Source organism: Acidiphilium acidophilum (genome assembly GCF_033842475.1).
In the GTDB taxonomy this organism is placed as follows: Bacteria; Pseudomonadota; Alphaproteobacteria; order Acetobacterales; family Acetobacteraceae; genus Acidiphilium; species Acidiphilium acidophilum.
The window spans coordinates 2,133,276-2,155,044 of the sequence record NZ_JAWXYB010000018.1; the positions used below are offsets into that span (position 1 = coordinate 2,133,276).

Below are 21,769 nucleotides of genomic sequence, written 5' to 3' on the forward strand. Positions count from 1 at the left end.
CCCCCGGTTTGATCGGCCCCGATATTGTCGCCGCCATCCCCGCAGGGCAACCCCCGCGCGCACATCGCAGCACCCGCACTCACGCCCGATCGCGCCGCCCCATCCCCCGCCGCAACCGCGCCAACGCCTCGCCGATCGGCCCCTCCGGCAACCCCTCGCAAGGCTCGGCCACCCCCACCGCCCGCCGCCGCCCACCCCGCGCCACAGGCTTTCCCCCATCGCCCCCGGGCGGCAGATCCACGAACCGCACCCGCGCCACCGGCGCCCCACCCAACGCCAGATTGATCCGCGCCATCAGCGCCGGAACCTGATGCTGCAACTCCAGCGCATCCGGCCCCGCACACCCCAGCGTCAACGTCCCCGCCGCACACTTCACCGGCACACTCCGCGCCGCAATCGCCACCCCGACAATCGCAGGCCAATCCTCGATCAACGTCGCGAGCGATGCCCCCCGCCGGCGCAACGCCGGGCGCAAAATCGGCGCCACCAGCGCCGCAATCCCGCGCGGCGCAAAATGCCGCGGCGGCTCGACAGGCGGCAGCTTTGCCCCCATTGACCGCTTCCGTGAACCCTGCTCTGCCATCCGCCGCCGCCCTGCTCCGCTGGTATCGCGCCCATCGCCGCGCCCTGCCCTGGCGCGCGACCGACCGCAGCCCCAACCCCTACCACGTCTGGCTCAGCGAAATCATGCTCCAGCAAACCGTGGTCGCCACCGTCATACCCTATTTCAACCGCTTCATCACCCGCTTCCCGACCATCGAAACCCTCGCCAACGCCCCCGACAACGACATCCTCGCCCTCTGGGCCGGCCTCGGCTACTACGCCCGCGCCCGCAACCTGATCGCCTGCGCCCGCGCCATCGCCGCAACCGGCCGCTTCCCCGACACGCTCGACTCCCTCCGCGCCCTCCCCGGCATCGGCCCCTACACCGCCGCCGCCATCGGCGCGATCGCCTTCAACCTCCCCATCGTCCCGATCGACGGCAACGTCGAACGCGTCACCGCCCGCATCTTCGCGATCCAGACCCCCCTCCCCGCCGCCAAACCCGCCATCGCCGCCGCCGCCGCCCGCCTCGGCAACCAACCCGCCGCCCACGCCGCCCCCGGCGACTTCGTCCAGGCCCTGTTCGACCTCGGCGCCACCATCTGCACCCCGCGCAACCCCTCCTGCCTGCTCTGCCCCTGGCAATCCTCCTGCACCGCCCACGCCGAAGGCATCGCCCCAACCCTCCCCCGCAAAACCCCGAAATCCCCCCGCCCGATCCGCTACGGCACCGCCTTCCTGCTCCGCGACCCCACCGGCGCCATCGCCCTCCGCCGCCGCCCCCCCACCGGACTCCTCGGCAGCATGCTCGAACTCCCCGGAACCGCATGGGAACCAACCAAACCCGCCGCCCCACCCCCCACCCAAGCCAACTGGCACGACGCCGGAACCATCACCCACATTTTCACCCACTTCGAACTCCACCTCCACATCATGGCCGCCACCACCCCCCACCTCCCCCCCACTCTCCAACACGCCCCCCCCACAACCCCCCTGCCCAGCCTGATGCGCAAAGCCGTCGAAGCCGGAATAGCCTGTCTCGACGGGAGGTCCGGGGGACGTAAAGAACAGGGCAAGAAGACTTCTTTTTTGAAAAAAAGAAGCAAAAAACTTTTGTGAATCCGGTGCATGGGCGTTTTTCACCAGCACAGACCCAAAGTCAAAAGAGTATTTGTAGGATGGGCAGAGCCCTTGCGAAGCCCATCACTCTCTAGTCACCAATAAAACAAGTCAAGCAAGCCGTTCTTTTTTGAAAAAAAGAACCAAAAAACTTCTTGACTCTGGTTCCCGACCCTTTCGACGTAAGAGACTCAAGCTCAACCCAAACTCATAACCACAAAAAGAAAGACTTTTACTCTTGGCTACGGGCATTTCACCAGCACAGCCCCAAATTAACAAGAGTTTTTTTGCTTCTTTTTTTGCAAAAAAAGAAGTGCTTCACCTTCACTTAACCTTACCTTCCCAAACCAACGCCACAAAAAAGCCCCAGGCACGAGGCCTGGGGCGGGGTCACCGAATCCTACCCGTCGTATAGGATCAATAATCGGGGGCGCTGACGGCCCAGCTGTGGTGGTGGACCAATCCGTCGTCGTGATCGTGGTGGTGTGTGGGGGTCGGGGGTTCGTCGTGGAATTGTTCGGTTTCGGTACTTCCGGCCATGGCTGTGGTTGAGGCTTTACCCGCTGACACGGCGACGGCGACGGCGTCGAAGTAGGAGGTGCCGACTTCGCGCTGGTGGCGGGTTGCGGTGTAGCCTTGGGGTTCGGCGGCGAATTCGGCTTGCTGCAATTCGGAGTAGGCGGCCATGCCGCGTTCGGCATAGCCTTTGGCGAGTTGGAACATCGAGTAGTTGAGCGAGTGGAAGCCCGCGAGGGTAACGAACTGGAATTTGTAGCCCATCGCCGCGATTTCCTGTTGGAACGTCGCGATTTTTTCGGGGCTCAGTTTCTTTTTCCAGTTGAAGCTGGGCGAGCAGTTATAGGCAAGCATCTTGCCGGGGAACTGTTTGTGGATGGCTTCGGCGAACTGGCGCGCTTCGTCGAGGTTGGGTTCGGAGGTTTCCCACCAGAGCAGGTCGGCGTAGGGCGCGTAGGCGAGGCTGCGGGCGATGGCGTATTCCACGCCGAGGCCGGGTTTGATCCGGTAGAAGCCTTCCGGGGTGCGTTCGCCGGTCAGGAACGGGCGATCGCGTTCATCAACATCGGCGGTGAGCAGTTGGGCGGCGTGGCTGTCGGTCCGGCAGAGCAGCACGGTCGAGACGCCTTCGACGTCTGCGGCGAGCCGTGCGGCGTTGAGGGTGCGGATATGCTGGGAAATCGGCACCAGGACTTTACCGCCGAGATGGCCGCATTTTTTCTCCGAGGCGAGCTGATCCTCGAAATGCACACCGGCGGCACCGGCTTCGATCATGGCCTTCATCAACTCGTAGGCATTGAGCGCGCCACCGAACCCGGCTTCGGCGTCCGCGATGATCGGCGCCATCCAGTAGGTATTGGTATCGCCTTCCATGCGCGAAATCTGATCGGCGCGGCGGAGGGTGGCGTTGATCCGCTTGACCACCTGCGGCACCGAGTTGACCGGGTAGAGCGACTGATCGGGGTACATTTCGCCGGAGTTGTTGGCATCCGCCGCGACCTGCCAGCCGGAGAGGTAGATCGCCTTGAGTCCGGCCTTGACCTGCTGCATCGCCTGATTGCCGGTGAGGGCGCCGAGGGTGTTGACGTAATCCCCGTTTTTCAAAAGATTCCACAGGCGGTTGGCGCCCATTTCCGCGATTGTGTGGCGGACCCGGAAGTTGCCGGAAAGCCGTTCGACATCGGCGGTGGTGTAATCGCGCCGGATGCCGGCAAACCGGTCGGGTGCCACGGCGAGCCCGCCGGGCAGGCCTTCGGGGGAATGGGTGGGGGTCGGAAAGTCTGTCATGGTGGTCTCCTGATGCCGTGCGTAAACGGGCCGTGCGTAAATGTGATTGAGGTCGATTGTTGGTTTGCAGTCTGGACGTTTGCGGTTTCTGGTCGGCCGGCGTATTCGCCATGTGTGGAATATTTACGCTGCATCCGCGAAAGTCACGCGGTTTCTCGACATTAAACACCGAAACCAGTGGCGGAATTGACTGTAAAGTTTTACAATCTGTAAAGCTTGAAAACTTTTTACCCTCGTTCAAGGCCAACCCATGTCCAACCCGTTGATCGGCCGCATCGTCCGCCGCCTCCGTCAGGAGCAGGGCATGACCCAGCAGAAACTGGCGTCGCGCCTCGGCATCTCGACCTCGTATCTCAACCTGATCGAGCACGATCAGCGCGGCGTCACCGCCACCTTGCTGATCAAACTCACCGAAATCCTGCAGGTCGATCTCGCCGCCCTTTCCGGCTCGGATGAACGCCAGATCGAACAGGCCCTGCGCGAAACCTTCGCCGACCCGCTGCTCGGCACCGCCCCGGTCCCCGAATCCGAGGCCCAACTTCTCGCCGCTTCCGCTCCCGCCGCCGCCCAGGCCATCCTCGGCCTCTACCGCGCATTCCAGGCGGTGCGCGAGGAAACCGGCGGCATCACCCTCCCCTCAGGCCGCAAAATCCTGCTCCCGAACGAGGAAACCCGCGATTTCTTCCACCAGCACGCCAATCACTTCCCCGAAATCGAAGCCGCCGCCGAAGCCCTCGGTGCCGAACTCCCCGCCGCCTCGCTCGGCATGAACCACGCGCTCGCCGAACGCCTGCGCCAGAAACACGGCCTCGTCGTCTCGGTCGGCCCCCTGCCCGGCGCACTCCGCATCTACGATCCCGCCGCCCGCCACCTCCGCCTCTCGGAAATCCTGCCGCGCGAAAGCCGGGGCTTCCAAATGGCCTTCCAGCTCGGCCTGCTCGAAGGCCGCGACCTGATCGAACCCATCGTCAAAGCCGCCGCCATGACCACGCCGGACGCCGCCTCCCTCCTGCGCATCGGCCTGATCAACTACTTCGCCGGCGCCATCCTGATGCCCTACGCCCCCTTCCTCGCCGCCGCCGCCAGCCTGCGCCACGATGTCGAACACCTCGCCATGCGCTTCGGCGTCTCCTTCGAACAAGCCTGCCACCGCCTCTCCACCCTCCAACGCAAAGGCGCGCGCGGCGTGCCGATGTTCTTCCTCCGCGTCGATCCCGCCGGCAACGTCTCCAAACGCTTCTCCGCCGCCGGCTTCCCCTTCGCCCGCTTCGGCGGCAACTGCCCGCGCTGGGTGATCTACGCCGCCTTCGCTGCCCCCGGCAGCGTGCGCGTCCAGATCGCCCAACTCCCCGACGGCGCAACCTACCTCTGCTTCGCCCGCACCATCGTCGCCCCGGCCGCCCACTGGGGCGAACCGCCCGCCACCCGCGTCGTCGCCATGGGCTGCGAAATCGGCCGCGCCTCCGAATTCGTCTACGCCGACGGCATCGAAATCGAACCCGCCACCGTCGGCATCGGCCTGTCCTGCCGCCTCTGCGACCGCCCCGATTGCCGCTCCCGCGCCTTCCCCCCGCTCGCCCACCGCCTCAACCTCGATATCGCCACAACCAGCACATCCCCCTACCGCTTCGAACCCGCCCGCTCTGGGGCAATCGCTGGCGACGTGCCCCGTAGAAGGTGAGGCAAAAAGGGTTCTTTTTTGCAAAAAAGAACCAAAAAACTCTTTTGAATCTGGGCCCGTGCCCCTGACAACGCCCGTAGCCCAGCTAACAAAAGTTTTTTGCTACTTTTTTTCAAAAAAGTAGCCCTTCCTCGCCCTTCCTTTGCTTTCTCACCCCCCAGATCCTATGCTTATAGTCCCATGTGACCCCAGCATCTCCCCCTCGTGAAGCCTTGGCCGAAAACTTCAAAGTCATATTTGAAGACTTCCGCCATGCCTACGAGGCGGACGCCGATCACCATCATCCCGCCATCATGAAGTTCATGGAACTTCTGTTCCTCCTGCTCGACAGCATCGCCGCCAGCCTCGCCAAAGCCGTCGCAGCTTTGTCCAACCCGCTCGCGCCCACCCGCGAACCGGCTGCCGCCTCGGCGCGTGATGACGCGCCGGTGCCGCATAACCCCGCGCTGCGCGAATGCGCCGGGCTGCGCCGCCCGGTGCGACGCGAGCCGATCTTCATTGCCGCCGCTGCTCCCGATCATGATGCCACCGTCTCCCGCGACCTTGCGGCAGTGCCCACGGCGATCCGGCTTCGTCCCGTCCGCAATTTCCGCATCGAACCCAAATTCACGCCAACCCCGCGCCGCAATTCGAGCTACCGCGCGCACTTCCGCCCCCCAAAACCACCCTTCCGCAAAAAAACCGCGTCACTCCACGCGATTTCGCACGACTAACTCGTTACGATATCATAACGACATAACTGAAATCGCGCACATATGCGGATGAATCCGCCGAACTTCGGCATAATCGCCGGTTCCGGCGCGGCGACATGACGGAAAGTTGATCTTCCAAGTATCACCGATCCGATAAACCCGTTAACCATCGATCAACCGAACTCATGGCAGGAACAAGACCCGAATGCAGGAAACCGTATCGACCGAGGCGCCCCTGATCCCCCGCGCCGCCCTGTTCGGCAACCCGAGCCGGCGCGGTGCCGCGATCAGTCCGGATGGCAGGCACATCACCTTCCTCGCCCCGCTCGATGGGGTGATGAACGTCTTCATCGCCCCGCGCGGCGCGCTCGATCAGGCAAAGCCCCTCACCCATGAGACCAAACGCGGCGTTCCCTTCTATCAATGGGCGCAGGACTCCGGTCATGTGCTGGTCGGGCGCGATACCGATGGCGACGAAAACTTCCACGTCCACGCCGTCGATATCACCACCGGCCACGCCCGTGACCTGACGCCGCACGAGAACGTGCGCGCCGAAATCGCCAAACTCTCGCTTCAGCATCCGGGCGAAGTGATCCTCAGCCACAATGCCCGTAATCCACAATTCCCCGATCTCTACCGCGTCGACATCACCACCGGCGCCGCAACCATGATCACCGAAAACCCCGGCTTCGCCGCTTTCGCGATCGACGATGATTTCAATGTCCGCTGCGCGATCGCGTTCCAGCCGGATGGCAGCCAGATCACACTCCGCCCGGACCCCGCTTCCGGCTGGGTACCCTTCCTGCAATTCGCGCCGGAAGATGCGATGATCTCCGGGATCGAGGAGAATTTCGCCCCCGATGGCACCACCCTGATCCGGTCGAGCGCCGGGCGCGACACCTCGGCCCTTTACCGCCTGGCGCTCGACACCGGCGAACAGACGCTGATCGCCGCCGACGATCGCGCCGATATCGGCGGCGTGCTGGTCGATCAGATCACCAAGGCGCCACTCGCCTACAGCGTCAATTACGAACGCAACCGCTATGTCGCGCTCGATCCCGCGGTCCAGCCCGATCTCGATTACCTCGATGCCGCGAATATCGGCGACTGGGTGGCACAATCGCGCACCGATGACGACAAGCTCTGGGTGATCGGCAGCAATGCGGATACCGCGCCCGGCGCCGCCTACATCTACGACCGCACGGCGAAATCCCTCGAAAAACTCTACGACTCCCGCCCGGAACTCGCCGACGCACCGCTGGCCGCGATGCACCCGGTGATCATCGAAGCGCGGGACGGGCTGAAACTGGTCTCCTACCTCACCCTCCCCAAGGGCAGCGATGCCGCCACACCCGGCCGTCCCTCCCGCAAGCTGCCCATGATCCTCCTTGTGCATGGCGGCCCCTGGGCGCGCGACGAGTTCGGATACAATCCCTATCATCAATGGCTGACCAACCGGGGCTATGCGGTGCTGTCGGTCAATTTCCGCGCCTCGACCGGCCTCGGCAAAAGCTTCGTCAACGCCGGCAACAACGAATGGGCCCGCGCGATGGACGACGATCTGCTCGACGCAGTCGATTGGGCGATCACCGCGAACATCGCCGACCCCGCACGCGTCGCGATCATGGGAGGGTCCTATGGCGGCTACGCCACCCTCGCCTCCATGACCCGCAACCCGACCAAATTCGCCTGCGGCGTCGATATCGTCGGCCCCTCGAACCTCGAAACCCTGCTCGCCACCATCCCGCCCTACTGGGAATCCATACGCACGATCTTTCAACGATCCATCGGCAATCCCGATACCGCAGATGGTCTGGCCCTGTTGCGCGACCGCTCGCCGGTCCACCTCGCCGACCGTCTGGCCCGGTCACTGTTGATCGGTCAGGGTGCCAACGATCCCCGCGTAAAACAGGCGGAATCGGACCAGATGGTCGCCGCCTTGAAAGCCAAGGGCATCCCGGTCACCTACGTCCTGTTCCCGGATGAAGGCCACGGCTTCGCCCGGCCCGAGAACAACATTGCGTTCAACGCGATTACCGAGCAATTTCTCGCCGCCCATCTCGGCGGCCGCGCCGAACCGATCGGTGCGGACGAAATTTCGCGGTCGACCGCACAGATCCTGGAAGGCGCCGACACACTTCGATGACGAGCGAACCGAAACCGCCCCTGATCACCCGCAAGCGGGTGATGCTGGCCCTTGAAATCGTCTTCAACTTCCTGCTGCCGTGGATCGTCTACCGCATCGCCAAGCCCCATATCGGCGAAATCCACGCCATCATGGCGTCCGCGGCCCCCCCGACGGTCTGGAGCCTCGTCGAATTCGCGCGCAAGCGCCGGGTGGACGCCATTTCCATCATGGTCCTCGGCGGCATCGGCCTCTCGCTGCTCGGCTTCGCTCTGGGCGGATCGCCGAAACTGCTGCTGATGCGCGAATCCCTCATCACCGGGCTGATCGGCATCGTGTTCGTCGCATCGGCCCTCATCGGCCGCCCGCTGATGTATGTGCTGGCCAGCGCCAGTCTCAAGCGCCAGTCCGCCGAGGACAGCGCCGAATTCGAAACCTTCAAGGACGACCCGGCATTCCGGCGCATGATGACCGTGATGACCATCGTATGGGGCGTGGGCTTCATCGTCGAAACCGCGATCCGCAGCGTGCTGGTATTCTCGCTGCCGGTCGGACGGTTCCTGATCATCGGCCCGATCGTCGGATACGGCATGATCGGACTGCTGATGCTGTGGACCTTCCTGTATGGCCGCGCGGCGGACAAGCGCGGCGTGATGTCGTAACGACCCCTCCTCACCGATAGTTCCGCAAATTTCACATGGCCGGGTGCATTTCCCCCGCACCCGGCGCTCTTGCGCAATCGCCTGGATCGGTCATATACCAACAGTTAAATACTTATCTATATAAATAAGTTTCCGTGAGGCCGCCTCCACCGTTCGATCCCGCATCCCGTCACTGCGTGACCGCAATGCCGAGCAACCGCTTCACGTCAACTCTCCGTGTGGTTGTGCATTGCACAACCACTGATGATGGCGAAATCGGGATCGACCCCACGGCTGTTCAACGCTTTGATATAGCGACGAGTGAGAGCAGGTGTTGGATGCCGGCGAGCGCTGCGCGGTATCGGTCTTGCTTCATGGTGCCAGTCTTGCTGACCATCAGGATATTGAAGCCGAAGCTGCGTAAGCGGGCGAAGATGCCCGGGTTGGTTCGGATGCGCGACCGGTCTTCGCCCATAGTGACATCCCTTGTGTAATGCGAGGTGTTTTCGATTTTCCAATGCGCGCGGATGGCCACGCCGGCCCGAGCGGCGGTGATCGGGCGGTTCGCGATGTAGAAGGCGGTTTCCGTTGTCGAGTGGAGCAGCCCGGTTGCGGGGCTGCGTGTCACGACCGAGCGCTCCACTTGTATGATCGCGGCGACGTGGGGATGCCAATCGGTGTCGGCGAGTGCGTCGGCCGGATCGAAGACAGTGACGGCACGGGTTTCATCGCGATTGCGGCCATGATTGCGGCTTTGGGCGCGATCGTGCGAGGCGGCCGTCGCGGCCAGGTGTTCAATCGCGGCTTTCAGGGTCGGCTGATTGTCCTTGAGCTGAACGATCAGGCCGATTTTGGCGTCCTGGGCGACCTCGAAGAGTTTTTTTGACAGTGCAGCGCATCGAGGGTGACGATGGCGTCCTCAGCGATACCGAGCTCGGCAAGCAGTGTCTGAGCTGCCGGGATCTCATTGGATTTCGCATCGATATCGAGGTGCGCCAGCACGAGTTTGGTGTCGGTGGCGAAGGCGCTGAGCACGTGAGCGGCGGTTCGATCGTGGAACTTGTCGAAGCTGCCGCGCAGGGTCTTGCCGTCCAGTGCGATGCTGGCAGCACCGGGCTTGGCGTTGGCCGCGTGCAGAAGTGCTGCATGCCGACGAAAGACCGCCTCCACCCCGATCGGATCGAGCCCCTGGAGGATGTAGCGGATCGAGGTATGCGACGGTGCGCGGCGCCATTTCAAACCAAAGCTGCGGTTGAGGGTGCGGCGATGGGTGTCGATGAACGTGACGATACCGCGATAGGAATCGCTGCCGCTCACGATCGCGAGGATCGAAAACAAAAGCACGTGGGGCAACTTGTAGAGTTTGCCCTCCGCGCGGCGTGGGTCAGGGACATCAGCCAGGATGTCGAGCAACGGGGTGAACGTGGCCATGGTAACCTCCGAATCGGTTACCTCCCCACGAATCCCAGATCGATCCCGGCGGGAATCCGCAAAATGCTCGACGCCTCAATTTCCGACGTCCTGTTGCATATCGGACCCAGTGAACCATCAGTTCAGAGGGTTGAACAGCCCTGGGATCGACCCCATATCGGTCAGGGGCCGGGCACGACGAGATACCAGAGACGACTTTGTCATGATGTGCCGATCGAGGTTCATAAGGAGCGTTCGATGCTAGAGAATTCACTATCCGTGTTCCTGTCGCGGATCGATTTCGCCTGGATCACCAGCTTTCATATTCTCTATCCGCCGCTCACGGTCGGGCTGGCGACGCTGCTGTTCTTTTTCGAATGGCGCTGGATGAAGACCGATGATGAAAAATGGTACCGGCTGACCCGGTTCTTCGAAAAACTGTTCATCATCAATTTCGGTGCCGGTGTCGCCACCGGCATCACGATGGAAATGGCATTCGGAATTCTCTACGGCCCGTTCTCGCAGGCCGCCGGCCCGTTCTTCGGCCAGGTGCTCGGCTACGAGACCATCACCGCCTTCATGTACGAAGCCGGTTTCATCGGCCTGATGATCTTCGGCTGGGGCAAGATCAGCAAAAAGATGCATCTGTTCGCGACGTTCAACGTCGCCTTGTCGTCCTCCTTCTCCGCGATGTGGATTCTGGTGGCGAATTCGTGGATGCAGACCCCGACCGGCGTAACCCTGAAGAACGGCGTGTTCCAGGTGACCGACTGGGTTTCGGCGATCCTGAACCCCGATGTGATGTTCGGCTTTCCCCACATGCTGGTCGCCTGTTTCGAACTGGCACTGTTCTTCGTCGCGGGTGTCTCGGCATGGTTCGTGCTCCGCAAGCGCCATATCGAGATTTTCGCCCGCCCGCTGCGCTATGCCCTGCTCGCCCTCGTCGTCGTCGCCCCGCTGCAGGTCTATCTGGGTGACGGTCTGGGCCAGGTCGTCGCGCACGACCAACCCGCAGCCCTTGCCGCGATGGAAGGCCACTACCACACCTATAACAAGGACGGTTCGGTCAATACCGGCTGGCATATCGTCGCGTGGCCGAACGCCAAAGGGGACGGCAACGCCTTCGCCATCACCATCCCCCACGTGCTGAGCCTGCTCGAAACCCATACCTGGACCGGCAAGGTTCCCGGCCTCGACACCATCAAGCCCGAGGATCGCCCGCCCGTCGTGGTACCGTTCTACTCGTTCCGCGTGATGGTGGCGGCGGGGATGTTCATGATGCTGGTGGCGTTCTGGGGCGGCTGGCTCGCCTTGCGCCGCCGGCTCACCGCCGCGCGGATCGCGCAGAACCCGCTATTCCTCCGCGTCGTCGTGTTCAGCGCCTTCCTGCCCTATATCTCGGTCTGGACCGGCTGGTGGACCCGTGAGGTCGCGCGCCAGCCCTGGGTGGTCTATGGTTTGATGCGCACGGCGCAGGGCGTCAGCCACATGTCGGTGCCGCTCGAAGTATTCTGGCTGGTCGGCTACATGGCGTTCGAACTGATGGTGTTCGGCGGCACCTGGTACTTCCTCGCCAAAGTGATCCGCAAGGGCCCCGACCTCACCAGCCCGGTGGTTCAGGAAGGCCACCAGATGCTCGGCCACATCGAGGAGCCGAAACACCACGAGCCGGCTCAACCCGAATATCCGCGTCCGGCGTAAAGGAAGAGCCGACCATGCAAACCATGAACGCCCTCACCCAGACCCAGCATTTCCTCACCATCATCTGGTGGATGTCGCTCGGTCTGAGCATCATGCTCTACCTCATGCTGGACGGGGCCGACCTCGGTGCCGGCGTGTTCTCCCTGTTCGTCAAGGACGAACACGACCGCGGCGCGATCATGTCCGCCATGGCCGGCACCTGGGATGCCAACGAGACCTGGCTGATCGTCGCGGGGGGCGTGCTGTTCGGCACCTTCCCCTTCGTCTACGGCTCGCTGTTCAGCTATCTGATGGTGCCGCTCGCCCTCGCGCTGTGGGGCATCATCACCCGCGCGGTCTCGCTCGAATTCCGCCATCTGGCCGAACCGCGCTACAAGCGGTTCAGCGACTATGCCTTCGGCGTTTCGAGCCTGACCACCGCCTTCTTCGCCGGTATGGCGGTGGGTGCCACCCTCAAAGGCTTTCCCCTCACCCATACGCCTGATCAGGTGCCGGCCTATGTCGGCGGTGCCCTGCGCTTCATCAGCCCGTTCAGCATCTGGACCGGGATTGCCGCGGTGATCGCCGTCGCGCTGGCCGGGGGCCTGTTCGTCCGCGCCCGGTTCGAACCGCAGGAGGACATCCGCAAACACGCGGCGACCTGGACCAATATCGTGTTCTTCATCGCTCTCGCAGCGGCGGTGATCACCACGGCCTGGAGCGTGATCATTTTTCCCTGGGCCGCAAACCGCTGGCTCGGGCCGCATTTCTACCTCTGGGGCCTCGGCTTCCTCGTGGTGGTCTATACCGTGATCCGGATGCGGATGGCCTCGAACCGCGAGCACGACATCGCCGCCATCTTGTGGCTCAACGCCGCCCTCGCCCTGATGGGGACCGGCATGATGTGGACGATGTATCCCTGGATGGTGCCGAACACCTGGACGATCTTCGCCGGTGCCACGCCGCAGGTCTCGATCATCACCTTCACCATGGCGATGGCCGGATTCTTCCCGGTGATGCTGGCCTATAACTGGTATCAGATCTGGGTGTTCCGCGCCCGCGTCACCAAACTCGCCGCCTACGGGCATTGAGTGGCGGTGCGCCATGCCGCTCTTTCTGCGCGCCTTGTGGAACCAGCGGATCGCGGCCCTGTTCATCGTCGGGCCCGGTGTCAGCGTGATCCTGGTCGCGCTGATCTTCGGCCTCGCGCATGATCTGCAACTGATGGCGGTGGGCGTGTTCGTGCTCACCGTCGGGTTGTTCAGCATCCTGCTATCGGGCGAATATCGTATCCTTCGTCACCACCAGACCAGGCGCTGATCATGGCCGGTCCCGGCGCCCCGATGCCGCGTGCGACCGGCAAGGCCCTCGATGCCTGGCTGCGCCAGCGGGCGCGTCAGGTGCGCATCCCCCTCGCCGTCGCGATCGGGCTCGGCGCGATCGGCGGCCTGCTGCTGGTGGCGCAGGCCTGGCTGCTCGCCCTGATCCTCAATGCCGTCATCATCGACCATCTCGGTCTCGCGGCGGTCCGGCTGTGGCTGATCGCCCTGCTCGTCATCTTTGCCGCACGGGCGATCGTGACCGCCGCCACCGATATCGCCGCCTTCGAGGCCGTGGCCATCATCAAGCGCGATCTCCGCCGCAAGGTCTATGCCCAGCTCGAAGCGCTCGGACCGGTCTGGGCGCGCCGGGAACGGACCGGGGATATCGTCAACACCATCGTCGACGGCATCGAGGCGCTCGAATCATACTATGGCAGTTACCTGCCGCAGATGGCCCTCGCCGTGTTCATTCCGCTCGCGATCCTGGTGTTCGTGTTCCCGGCCTACTGGGTCGGCGGGCTGATCATGGTCATCACCGCACCGCTGATCCCGGTGTTCATGATCATCATCGGCAAGGGCACCGAACGGCTGAACCAGCGGCAATGGCGCAAACTGGCGCGGATGAGTGCGCATTTCTTCGACTCGATCGAGGGGCTGACGACCCTCAAACTGTTCAACGCCAGCCGCGCCGAAGCCGCGATGATCGCGCAGGTGTCCGACGAATACCGCCGCGATACCATCGCGGTGCTGCGCGTCGCGTTCCTGTCCTCGCTGGTGCTCGAATTTTTCGCGACCATCAGCGTCGCACTGATCGCGGTGTTCATCGGCTTCAACCTCTATTACCGCGAGATCGCGTTCCTGCCGGGGATTTTCGTGCTGCTGCTGGCCCCCGAATTCTATCGCCCGCTGCGCAACATGGGCACCCAGTACCACGCGCGGATGACCGCGATCGGCGCGTCCGAGCAGATCGTCCGCCTGCTCGATGCGAAGCCGCGCCCACCGTCACAAGCCTCATCGGCGCTGGCCGCGCACCCCGAACTGCGGATCGTATTCGAGGAGGTCGGTTTCGCCTACGAACCGGAGGCTCCGGTGCTGCACGGCATCGGGTTCGGCCTCAAGCGCGGCGAGAGCATCGCGCTGGTCGGCCCCAGCGGCGCGGGCAAGACCACGATCGGGCAATTGCTGCTCGGGTTCATCACACCCACGAGCGGGCGGATCACGATCGACGGCACCGACCTGCGCGATCTCGACACCGCCGGCTGGCAGGCGCGCATTGCCTGGCTGCCGCAGCGCCCGACTTTGTTTCACGGCACCGTGCGCGACAATATCAGCCTCGGGATGGCGGCGGGCGAGGCCGAAATCCGCCACGCCGCCACCCTCGCCCATGCCGATGGGTTCATCGCCGCGCTGCCTTCGGGCTACGACACCATTCTGGGCGATGCCGGTCAGGGCCTGTCGGGCGGTGAAATCCACCGGATCGCCCTGGCCCGCGCCTTTCTGAAGGACGCCGATCTGGTAGTGCTCGACGAGGCGGTGACCGGGCTCGACCCCGAATCGGCGTCCCTGATCACCAGTGCGATCGCGGTTCTGGCGCGCGACCGCGCCGTGCTGATCATCGCCCACCGGCTCGAAACCATCCGGCAGGCCGACCGGATCATGGTGCTCGAACAGGGGCGCATCGTCGAAGCCGGCGATCATGACGCGCTGATGGCCCGCAATGGTGCCTATGCCGCGATGGTCCGCCTGCACGAACAGGTGCGGATGTGAAGGATCTGCTGCGCCTGCTCCGGCTGTTCCGCCCCTATGCGCTCTGGATGGCCGCGGGAATCGCGCTGTCGATTCTGGTGGTGCTCGCCAATGTCGGGCTGCTCGCATTGTCCGGCTGGTTCATCGCCGCGATGGCGATTTCGGGACTGACCGGCAATCTCATCGAATACTTCACCCCCGCCGCCGGGATCCGCGCGCTCGCCGTGATCAGGGCGGGGGGGCGTTATGCCGAACGCCTCGTGACGCACGAGGCGACGCTGCGGCTGCTCTCGCAGTTGCGGGTGTGGTTCTACGTGCACCTCGAACCGCTGGCCCCGGCGCGGCTGCAATATTACCGCGGCGGAGACCTGCTCAGCCGGATCCGCGCGGATATCGACAGTCTCGACAATCTTTACCTGCGGGTGATCGCCCCGAGCATCGCGGCGCTGGTCACCACGATGCTGATGATCGGGTTCATCTCGATCTTTTCCGCCCGCATCGGGATGATCGATCTCGCCGGGCTGGTCCTCGCCGGGGTGGCGCTGCCGCTCGCGACCCGCGTGATCGGCCGGCGCGGCGGCGGGCAGGCGGTGGAATTGCGGGCGCGGTTGCGCGGCCTCGTCGCGGACAGTGTACGCGGCCTCGGCGAATTGATCGTGTATCAGGCCTCCACACGGCAGGCGGGGGCGATCGGTGAGGCCAGCGAAGCGCTGATCCGCGTGCAGCGCCGGCAGGTCCGGCTCAGCGGTGCTGCGGCGGCGCTCAGCGGCTTGCTGATGCACCTGACCATGTGGATTGCGCTGGTGGTCGCGATCCCGCTGATCGTCTCTGGCACGCTGGCGCCGCCCGATTTCGCGATGATCGCGTTTTTCGTGCTCGGCAGCTTCGAAGCGATCGCGGCGTTGCCCCTGGCGTTTCAGGTGCTCGGCGAAACCCTGGCGGCGGCGCGGCGGATTTTCGAAATCGTCGATACCGTCCCGGCGGTCGCCGAACCGGCGCGGACCATCCCGGCGCCCACTACCTTCGACCTCGATTTGTCCGGGGTACGGATGCGTTACGCGCCGGATGCGCCGTGGGCGCTGGACGGTATCGACCTCGCGGTGCCGCAGGGCACCCATCTCGGGATCATCGGGGCGACCGGGGCGGGCAAGACCAGCCTGATCAACGTGCTGCTGCGGTTCTGGGAGTTTCAGGACGGCACCATCACGCTCGGCGGGGTCTCGCTGCGCGACATCCCGGGCGAAACCATGCAGCAGGTCTGCGCCGTGGTGGCGCAGCAGACCCATCTGTTCAACACCAGTATCCGGCGCAATCTGCTGCTGGCCCGCCCGGACGCCGACGATGCCGCCCTGCACGATGCCTTGCGGCGCGCGAATATCCTCGATGAGATTCTCGCCCTGCCGCAGGGGCTCGATACCATCGTGGGCGAAACCGGCACCCGCCTGTCCGGTGGTCAGGCGCGGCGGGTGGCGATTGCGCGGGCGGTGCTGAAAGACGCCCCGATCCTTATTCTCGACGAGCCGACCGAAGGGCTCGATCCGGTCTCCGAACGCGCGGTGATGGCAGCGCTCGACGCACTCATGCAGGGGCGCACCACGCTGCTGATCACCCATCGTCCTGAAAATCTCGGCTTCGTCGATCGCGTCGTCCGGATCGATCGCGGGCGGCTGCGCGAAATCGGCGGCGCCAGCACGCGTGAACGCGGGTTGTCGAGCCTGCGGACCTGACGAACCGGTCAGGCGGCCAGCTTGCCGATCAGCCGTGTCGCGGCCTCCAGCGTGTCCGCCTCGCTCGCGGGTTTGTCGAGCCGCAGCCGCAGAATTCGGGGAAAGCGCAGCGCGATGCCCGATTTATGCCGCGCCGATCGCTGCGCCGCATCGAAGCCGATTTCCAGCACGATGCCGGGTTCCACTTCCCGCACCGGCCCGTAGCTCGCCGTGGTGTGCGACCTGATCCATTTATCCAGCACCAGCAACTCGGCATCGGTATAGCCGGAATAGGCCTTGCCGATCGGCACCAGCCGACCCTCATCGGTCCAGACGCCGAAGGTGTAATCCGAATAGAACGAACTGCGCCTGCCATGGCCGCGCTGGGCATACATCAACACGCAATCGAGGCTGAGCGGGTCGCGCTTCCATTTCCACCAATACCCTTTCGGTCTGCCAGCGAGATAGGGGCTTGCGGCGGCCTTGAGCATCAGCCCTTCGATGCCGTCGTCGCGCGCGGTGGCGCGCAGACCGGCGAGATCGGCTTCAGTTTCGAAGTCGATCTGCGGCGAAATATCCATCCGTGCCGGGGTGGTCGCGGCAAACCAAGCTTCCAGCCTGGCGCGGCGTTGATCAAACGGCAGGCCGCGCAAATCCGCAGCACCGTCGAACAGCATGTCATAGAGCCGCACGGCAACCGGATATTCGGCGCGCGCCTTGGCGCTGACAATTTTACGGTTGAGCCGTTGCTGCAGATCGGCGAACGGCGCCACCACGCCATCGCGGATCACCAGCAATTCGCCATCGAGCACCGCGTTGAACTCCATCGCGGCGAGGATTTCGGGAAAACTCGCTGAAATATCATCCGCACCGCGCGAATACAGCCGCTTACCGCCCGGGGTCGCGACCAGTTGAACCCGTATGCCATCCCATTTCCACTCGGCCCGGTAGGCCGACCAATCAAGCCCAGCGCGATCGGTGTCCTCAATTGGATGAGCCAGCATGGGCGGGCGAAACACCGGCGTGGTGCCCGGATCGGGCCGCGCGGTGCGGCGCTCCAGCCAGTCGAACAGGGTGGGATACGGCGGTAGCAGACCGTGCCAGATCTCCTCGATCGAATCGACCTCGACCACGAAACGCTGCGCCAGCGCCAGTTTCGCCAGCCGCAGCGACGCACCGACCCGCAACCCGCCAGTAATCAGCTTGATCAGCGCAATCCGGGTCGAAACATCGCTGGCATCGAGCCAAGTGGCGATCAGCGCCGGAATTGCCTCGCGCGGCGTTCGTCGCAACTGATCCACCACAGACGGCAATTCCGGCGGGCTTTCAACTTCGGCCTTCGGCCAGATCAGCGCGATCGCCTCGGCCAGATCGCCGACGTAATCATAGGACAGCGCGAATAATTCGGGGTCCGCCTTGGTCGCGACCAAAGCACGCAACACCGCGGGCTTGGCACCCGGAAAATCGAGCTTGCCGGCAATCGCCGCCAGCGCATAGCCGCGTTCGGGGTCCGGCCTGGTGGCGAAATAATCGGCAAGGAGGGCGATCTTGGCGTTGCGGCCCTGGGTGTAGAGCAGGCGCTCCAGGAGGTCGGCGAAGGCCTTCATGCGCGCAAAGACAAGGCAGGAGAAGCACTTCTTTTTTTGAAAAAAAAGAAGCAAAAAAACTTTTTGTCATCTGGTCCATACTGGTGAAACCCGCGATGACCCAGATTAACAAAAGTTTTTTGCTTCTTTTTTACAAAAAAGAAGTGGTTCCCTCGCCTTACGCCCGTCACGTATCATCCCCCTCGTCACCATACCCGATCAAACTCAGCGCCCGTCCGCGCCGCCCCATCAGACCGAGCTGGTAGATTAACGCAGTCTCATTGCCATGGGTCACCCAGATTTCCGGTGCCTGTACATCGATGACGGTGGCGAGCAACTCGTTCCAGTCGGCGTGATCGGAAATGATCAGCGGCAGTTCGACGCCGCTTGCTTTGGCGCGCTGGCGCACCCGCATCCAGCCCGAGGCGACCGCGACGACCGGATCATCGAGCCGTCGCGCCCAGCGATCCGCCACGGCGGAGGGCGGTGCCAACACCACCGCCCCGCGTAGCGCCGCTTTATCCGCCACGGTCGCCGGACGAAGGTCACCGAGGTTGATGCCGAGTTCGCCGTAGAGCGTGCATAATTTCGCAAGCGCGCCGTGCAGATAAATCGGCACATCGTAGCCGGAAGCCCGCAGGAGCGCGATCACCCGCTGCGATTTGCCGAGGCCGTAGGCGCCGATCAGATGCGGTCGTTCGGGAAACACGGTCATCGAATGGAGCAGCTTGGCGATCTCCGATCCCGCGTCGGGGTGGCGGAACACCGGCAGGCCGAACGTCGCTTCGGTGACGAACACATCGCACACCACCGGGGTGAACGGCGCACAGGTCGGGTCAGCCCGGCGCTTGTAATCGCCCGACACCACGGCGCGGCTGCCCTGATACGTCATCACCACCTGGCACGAGCCGAGCACATGGCCGGCCGGCACCAGGCTGACATCGACATCGCCGATCCGCAGCACCTCGCCGATCGCGAGCGCCTGCTGGGTGATGCCCGCCCTGCCCTCGCCCATCCGCGCGCGCATGATCGCCAGCGTTTCGACACTGGCGAGCACATGCCGATGACCCGGCCGGGCGTGATCGGCATGGCCATGGGTGATGATCGCGCGATCGACCGCGCGCGTCGCATCGATATGAAACCCGCCCGGGATACAGAACAGGCCTTCGGGGCGGGGTTGAAGCCAGGTTTCGGGGTGAGGTGCCACGGCGTTCAGATGGATCGTGATTGCGAAAAAAACCAGTCTGGTTAGACTGAAAACGTGAACAAACAAAAAACATCGCTGCCGGTGCGGTTCCGCAATTGGTTCGCGGGGCGGGGCTGGACGGTCCGGCCCCACCAGCTGGCGGTGCTGGGTGCGGTCATCGCGGGCGATAACGCCCTGCTGATCGCCCCGACCGGCGGCGGCAAGACGCTGGCGGGATTTCTGCCGAGCCTGATTGCGTTGGCCGATGCGCCGCAACCGCGCCTGCACACGCTTTACATCAGTCCGCTGAAGGCGTTGGCGACCGATATCGCGCGCAATCTCGAAACGCCGATCGCCGAGATGGCGCTGCCGATCCGGGTCGAGACCCGCACCGGCGACACCCCGGCCAACCGGCGGGCGCGCCAGCGGAGCGATCCGCCGCATATCCTGCTGACCACGCCGGAAAGCCTTGCCTTGCTGCTCTATCAGCCCGAGGCGGCTGAGTACTTCGCCGATCTCGCGATGATCGTGCTCGATGAGATCCACGCGCTCGCCGGCACCAAGCGCGGCGACCAGCTTGCCCTGTGCCTCGCCCGCCTCCATGCGCTGGCTCCTCGCGCGCTGCGGATTGGCCTGTCCGCGACCGTCGCGCATCCCGGCGCGATGCTCGACTGGCTTTCGCCGGACGGCCATGGCGGGGCCACGCAGCTCGTGCTGGGCGAGGCCGGCGCGCCGCCCGAAATCGGCATGCTGATCGCGCCGGGGCGGATGCCGTGGTCGGGTCATATGGGGCTGATGGCGGCTGAGGCGATCCTGCAGCAGATCCGGGCCGCGCGCATGACCATCGTGTTCGTCAACACCCGCGCCCAGGCCGAGTTGATGTTCGAGGCCTTGTGGCGGCACAACGAGGAGACGTTGCCGATTGCGCTGCATCACGGCAGTCTCGATGTGAACCAGCGCCGCAAGGTCGAGGCGGCGATGGCGGCGGGGCGGCTGCGGGCAGTGGTGGCGACCTCCTCGCTCGATCTCGGGATCGACTGGGCGGCGGTGGATCAGGTCATTCAGGTCGCGGCGCCCAAGGGCGTCTCGCGGCTGATGCAGCGGCTCGGCCGCGCCAACCATCGGCTCGATGAAGCCTCGCGCGCTCTGCTGGTACCGGCCAACCGATTCGAGGTACTGGAATGCGCCGCCGCGATCGAGGGTGTGGCGGCGCTGGACCTCGATGGCGATCCGCCGCGCGAGGGCGCGCTCGATGTGCTGGCCCAGCACGTGCTCGGACGGGCCTGCGCCGGACCGTTCCATCCCGACAATCTGTTCGCCGAAATCCGCACCGCCGCTCCTTACGCCGCCCTGTCGCGCCGCGACTTCGACGATGTGGTGCGCTACGTCGAGGATGGCGGCTACGCGCTGTCGGTCTATGAGCGGTACCGCAAACTGTTCCGCGATTCCGAGGGCATGGTCCATGTCCGCAACGCGCGCATCGTGCGGCTGTTCCGCATGAATATCGGCACCATCGTCGAGGCGCCGGTGCTGAAGGTGCGGATGGGCGGCGGGCGCGGCGGCGGCATCACGCTCGGCGAGATCGAGGAATATTTCGTCGCGATGCTGACCCCCGGCGACACGTTCCTGTTCGCCGGGCGGCGGCTGCGCTTCGTCGGGATTCGCGAGACCAGCGTGATCGTGACCGATGGCGGAAGCGGCGAGCCGAAAATTCCCACCTATGTCGGCGGGCGGATGCCGCTGAGCACCAATCTGGCCGACCGGGTGCGCGCGATGCTGCACAGCCCCGCGCAATGGGTGCATTTTCCCGAACCCGTGCGGGAGTGGCTCGATCTACAGGCGGTGCGCTCATCATTGCCCGGTCCGGACGATCTGCTGGTCGAGACGTTTCCGCGCGGCGGGCGGTGGTATCTGGTCGCCTATTGCTTCGAGGGGCGGCAGGCGCATCAGGCGCTCGGCATGCTGATCACCCGGCGGCTGGAACGCTTCGGCGGCCAGCCTCTGGGATTCGTTGCGACCGACTACGTGCTGGGCGTGTGGTGCGCGCGCGAACCGGGCGACATCGCCCGCCTGTTCGAACAGGACATGCTCGGCGACGATCTGGAAGCCTGGATGGATGAGAGCACCATGCTCAAGCGCAGCTTCCGCAACGTGGCGGTGATCGCCGGATTGATCGAGCGGACGCATCCGGGTGGCGAGCGCAGCCGTAGACAAGTCAGTATCAATACCGATCTGATCTATGATGTGCTCCGCAAACACGACCCCACCCATATTCTGCTCCGCGCCACCCGGGCCGACGCCGCGCATGGGCTGGTCGATCTCGCCCGGATCGCCGGGATGCTGGCGCGGGTGCAGGGGCGGATCACCCATCGCCGGCTCAGGCGCGTCTCGCCGCTCGCCGTGCCGGTACTGCTCGAAATCGGCCGCGAACAGGTGCGCGGCGGCGAGGCCGAGGACGCGCTGCTCGCCGAAGCGGAGGCGTTGCTCGCCGAGGCCGGGGTCACGCCTTGTGTCCATCTGGCGTGACAC

17 protein-coding genes are annotated in these 21,769 nt (G+C 64.4%); 11 read left to right on the forward strand and 6 right to left on the reverse strand.

The features are described from left to right. Positions 1-79: 79 nt before the first annotated feature. A complete protein-coding gene (locus tag SIL87_RS12770; protein WP_319614552.1) occupies positions 80-553 on the reverse strand; it encodes a DUF721 domain-containing protein in 474 nt (157 codons plus the stop codon). A gap of 11 nt (positions 554-564) precedes the next feature. Here SIL87_RS12770 and SIL87_RS12775 point away from each other — a divergent pair, with 11 nt between their 5' ends. Then, positions 565-1,662, forward strand: a complete 1,098-nt coding sequence (locus SIL87_RS12775) for an A/G-specific adenine glycosylase (RefSeq protein ID WP_319614553.1) — start codon at positions 565-567, stop codon at positions 1,660-1,662. Between the two features lie 417 nt (positions 1,663-2,079). On the opposite strand, the gene aceA is transcribed toward SIL87_RS12775, so the two are convergent. Next, positions 2,080-3,465, reverse strand: a complete 1,386-nt coding sequence (aceA, locus tag SIL87_RS12780) for an isocitrate lyase (protein WP_319614554.1) — start codon at positions 3,463-3,465, stop codon at positions 2,080-2,082. A 250-nt stretch (positions 3,466-3,715) separates the two neighbouring features. On the opposite strand from aceA, the gene SIL87_RS12785 reads away from it, so the two are divergent. From SIL87_RS12785 to SIL87_RS12800, 4 genes are all read left to right on the forward strand, one after another. Continuing rightward, positions 3,716-5,146: a helix-turn-helix domain-containing protein gene (locus SIL87_RS12785; protein WP_319614555.1), complete on the forward strand. Its 1,431-nt coding sequence runs from the start codon at positions 3,716-3,718 to the stop codon at positions 5,144-5,146. 212 nt (positions 5,147-5,358) lie between these two features. Then, entirely contained in the window at positions 5,359-5,859 is a 501-nt protein-coding gene (locus tag SIL87_RS12790) for a hypothetical protein (protein WP_319614556.1), read from the forward strand. A 184-nt stretch (positions 5,860-6,043) separates the two neighbouring features. Further along, the gene (locus SIL87_RS12795) at positions 6,044-7,984 is read left to right on the forward strand and encodes a S9 family peptidase (protein WP_319614557.1); all 1,941 of its coding nucleotides are present in this window, start codon (positions 6,044-6,046) and stop codon (positions 7,982-7,984) included. Beyond that, on the forward strand, positions 7,981-8,625 hold the full coding sequence (locus SIL87_RS12800) for a VC0807 family protein (RefSeq protein ID WP_319614558.1): 645 nt from the start codon (positions 7,981-7,983) through the stop codon (positions 8,623-8,625). The genes SIL87_RS12795 and SIL87_RS12800 overlap by 4 nt, the downstream gene beginning before the upstream one ends. A 277-nt stretch (positions 8,626-8,902) precedes the next feature. On the opposite strand, the gene SIL87_RS12805 is transcribed toward SIL87_RS12800, so the two are convergent. After that, positions 8,903-9,493 carry an ISAs1 family transposase gene (locus SIL87_RS12805; RefSeq protein WP_319615980.1) on the reverse strand — a complete coding sequence of 197 codons (591 nt, stop codon included), beginning with the start codon at positions 9,491-9,493 and terminating at the stop codon, positions 8,903-8,905. Beyond that, a complete protein-coding gene (locus SIL87_RS12810) occupies positions 9,445-10,035 on the reverse strand; it encodes an ISAs1 family transposase (protein ID WP_319614530.1) in 591 nt (196 codons plus the stop codon). Before SIL87_RS12810 ends, SIL87_RS12805 begins: the two co-directional genes overlap by 49 nt. Before the next feature lie 237 nt (positions 10,036-10,272). Between SIL87_RS12810 and SIL87_RS12815 the strand changes: the two genes are divergently transcribed. The 5 genes from SIL87_RS12815 to cydC are packed head-to-tail and all read left to right on the forward strand — an operon-like array spanning position 10,273 to position 16,489. After that, a complete protein-coding gene (locus tag SIL87_RS12815) occupies positions 10,273-11,715 on the forward strand; it encodes a cytochrome ubiquinol oxidase subunit I (protein ID WP_319614559.1) in 1,443 nt (480 codons plus the stop codon). 14 nt (positions 11,716-11,729) lie between these two features. Then, the gene (locus tag SIL87_RS12820; RefSeq protein ID WP_319614560.1) at positions 11,730-12,785 is read left to right on the forward strand and encodes a cytochrome d ubiquinol oxidase subunit II; all 1,056 of its coding nucleotides are present in this window, start codon (positions 11,730-11,732) and stop codon (positions 12,783-12,785) included. Between the two features lie 13 nt (positions 12,786-12,798). Continuing rightward, the gene (locus tag SIL87_RS12825) at positions 12,799-13,014 is read left to right on the forward strand and encodes a hypothetical protein (RefSeq protein ID WP_319614561.1); all 216 of its coding nucleotides are present in this window, start codon (positions 12,799-12,801) and stop codon (positions 13,012-13,014) included. 2 nt (positions 13,015-13,016) lie between these two features. Then, positions 13,017-14,783, forward strand: a complete 1,767-nt coding sequence (cydD, locus tag SIL87_RS12830) for a thiol reductant ABC exporter subunit CydD (RefSeq protein WP_319614562.1) — start codon at positions 13,017-13,019, stop codon at positions 14,781-14,783. Further along, positions 14,780-16,489 carry a thiol reductant ABC exporter subunit CydC gene (gene cydC / locus SIL87_RS12835; RefSeq protein WP_319614563.1) on the forward strand — a complete coding sequence of 570 codons (1,710 nt, stop codon included), beginning with the start codon at positions 14,780-14,782 and terminating at the stop codon, positions 16,487-16,489. Before cydD ends, cydC begins: the two co-directional genes overlap by 4 nt. Positions 16,490-16,497: 8 nt before the next feature. Here cydC and SIL87_RS12840 read toward each other — a convergent pair whose 3' ends face one another. Beyond that, a complete protein-coding gene (locus SIL87_RS12840; protein ID WP_319614564.1) occupies positions 16,498-18,075 on the reverse strand; it encodes a cisplatin damage response ATP-dependent DNA ligase in 1,578 nt (525 codons plus the stop codon). 166 nt (positions 18,076-18,241) lie between these two features. Next, entirely contained in the window at positions 18,242-19,261 is a 1,020-nt protein-coding gene (locus tag SIL87_RS12845; protein WP_319614565.1) for a ligase-associated DNA damage response exonuclease, read from the reverse strand. 54 nt (positions 19,262-19,315) lie between these two features. On the opposite strand from SIL87_RS12845, the gene SIL87_RS12850 reads away from it, so the two are divergent. Beyond that, positions 19,316-21,766, forward strand: coding sequence for a ligase-associated DNA damage response DEXH box helicase (locus SIL87_RS12850; RefSeq protein ID WP_319614566.1), 2,451 nt, complete (start codon positions 19,316-19,318; stop codon positions 21,764-21,766). Positions 21,767-21,769: the final 3 nt, after the last annotated feature.

Coding starts and splice junctions, on each gene's coding strand:
- SIL87_RS12770 (WP_319614552.1), bottom strand. CDS start 553: ATGGGGGCAAAGCTGCCGCCTGTCGAGCCGCCGCGGCATTTTGCGCCG.
- aceA (WP_319614554.1), bottom strand. CDS start 3,465: ATGACAGACTTTCCGACCCCCACCCATTCCCCCGAAGGCCTGCCCGGC.
- SIL87_RS12785 (WP_319614555.1), top strand. CDS start 3,716: ATGTCCAACCCGTTGATCGGCCGCATCGTCCGCCGCCTCCGTCAGGAG.
- SIL87_RS12795 (WP_319614557.1), top strand. CDS start 6,044: ATGCAGGAAACCGTATCGACCGAGGCGCCCCTGATCCCCCGCGCCGCC.
- SIL87_RS12800 (WP_319614558.1), top strand. CDS start 7,981: ATGACGAGCGAACCGAAACCGCCCCTGATCACCCGCAAGCGGGTGATG.
- SIL87_RS12810 (WP_319614530.1), bottom strand. CDS start 10,035: ATGGCCACGTTCACCCCGTTGCTCGACATCCTGGCTGATGTCCCTGAC.
- SIL87_RS12815 (WP_319614559.1), top strand. CDS start 10,273: ATGCTAGAGAATTCACTATCCGTGTTCCTGTCGCGGATCGATTTCGCC.
- SIL87_RS12820 (WP_319614560.1), top strand. CDS start 11,730: ATGCAAACCATGAACGCCCTCACCCAGACCCAGCATTTCCTCACCATC.
- SIL87_RS12825 (WP_319614561.1), top strand. CDS start 12,799: ATGCCGCTCTTTCTGCGCGCCTTGTGGAACCAGCGGATCGCGGCCCTG.
- cydD (WP_319614562.1), top strand. CDS start 13,017: ATGGCCGGTCCCGGCGCCCCGATGCCGCGTGCGACCGGCAAGGCCCTC.
- SIL87_RS12840 (WP_319614564.1), bottom strand. CDS start 18,075: ATGAAGGCCTTCGCCGACCTCCTGGAGCGCCTGCTCTACACCCAGGGC.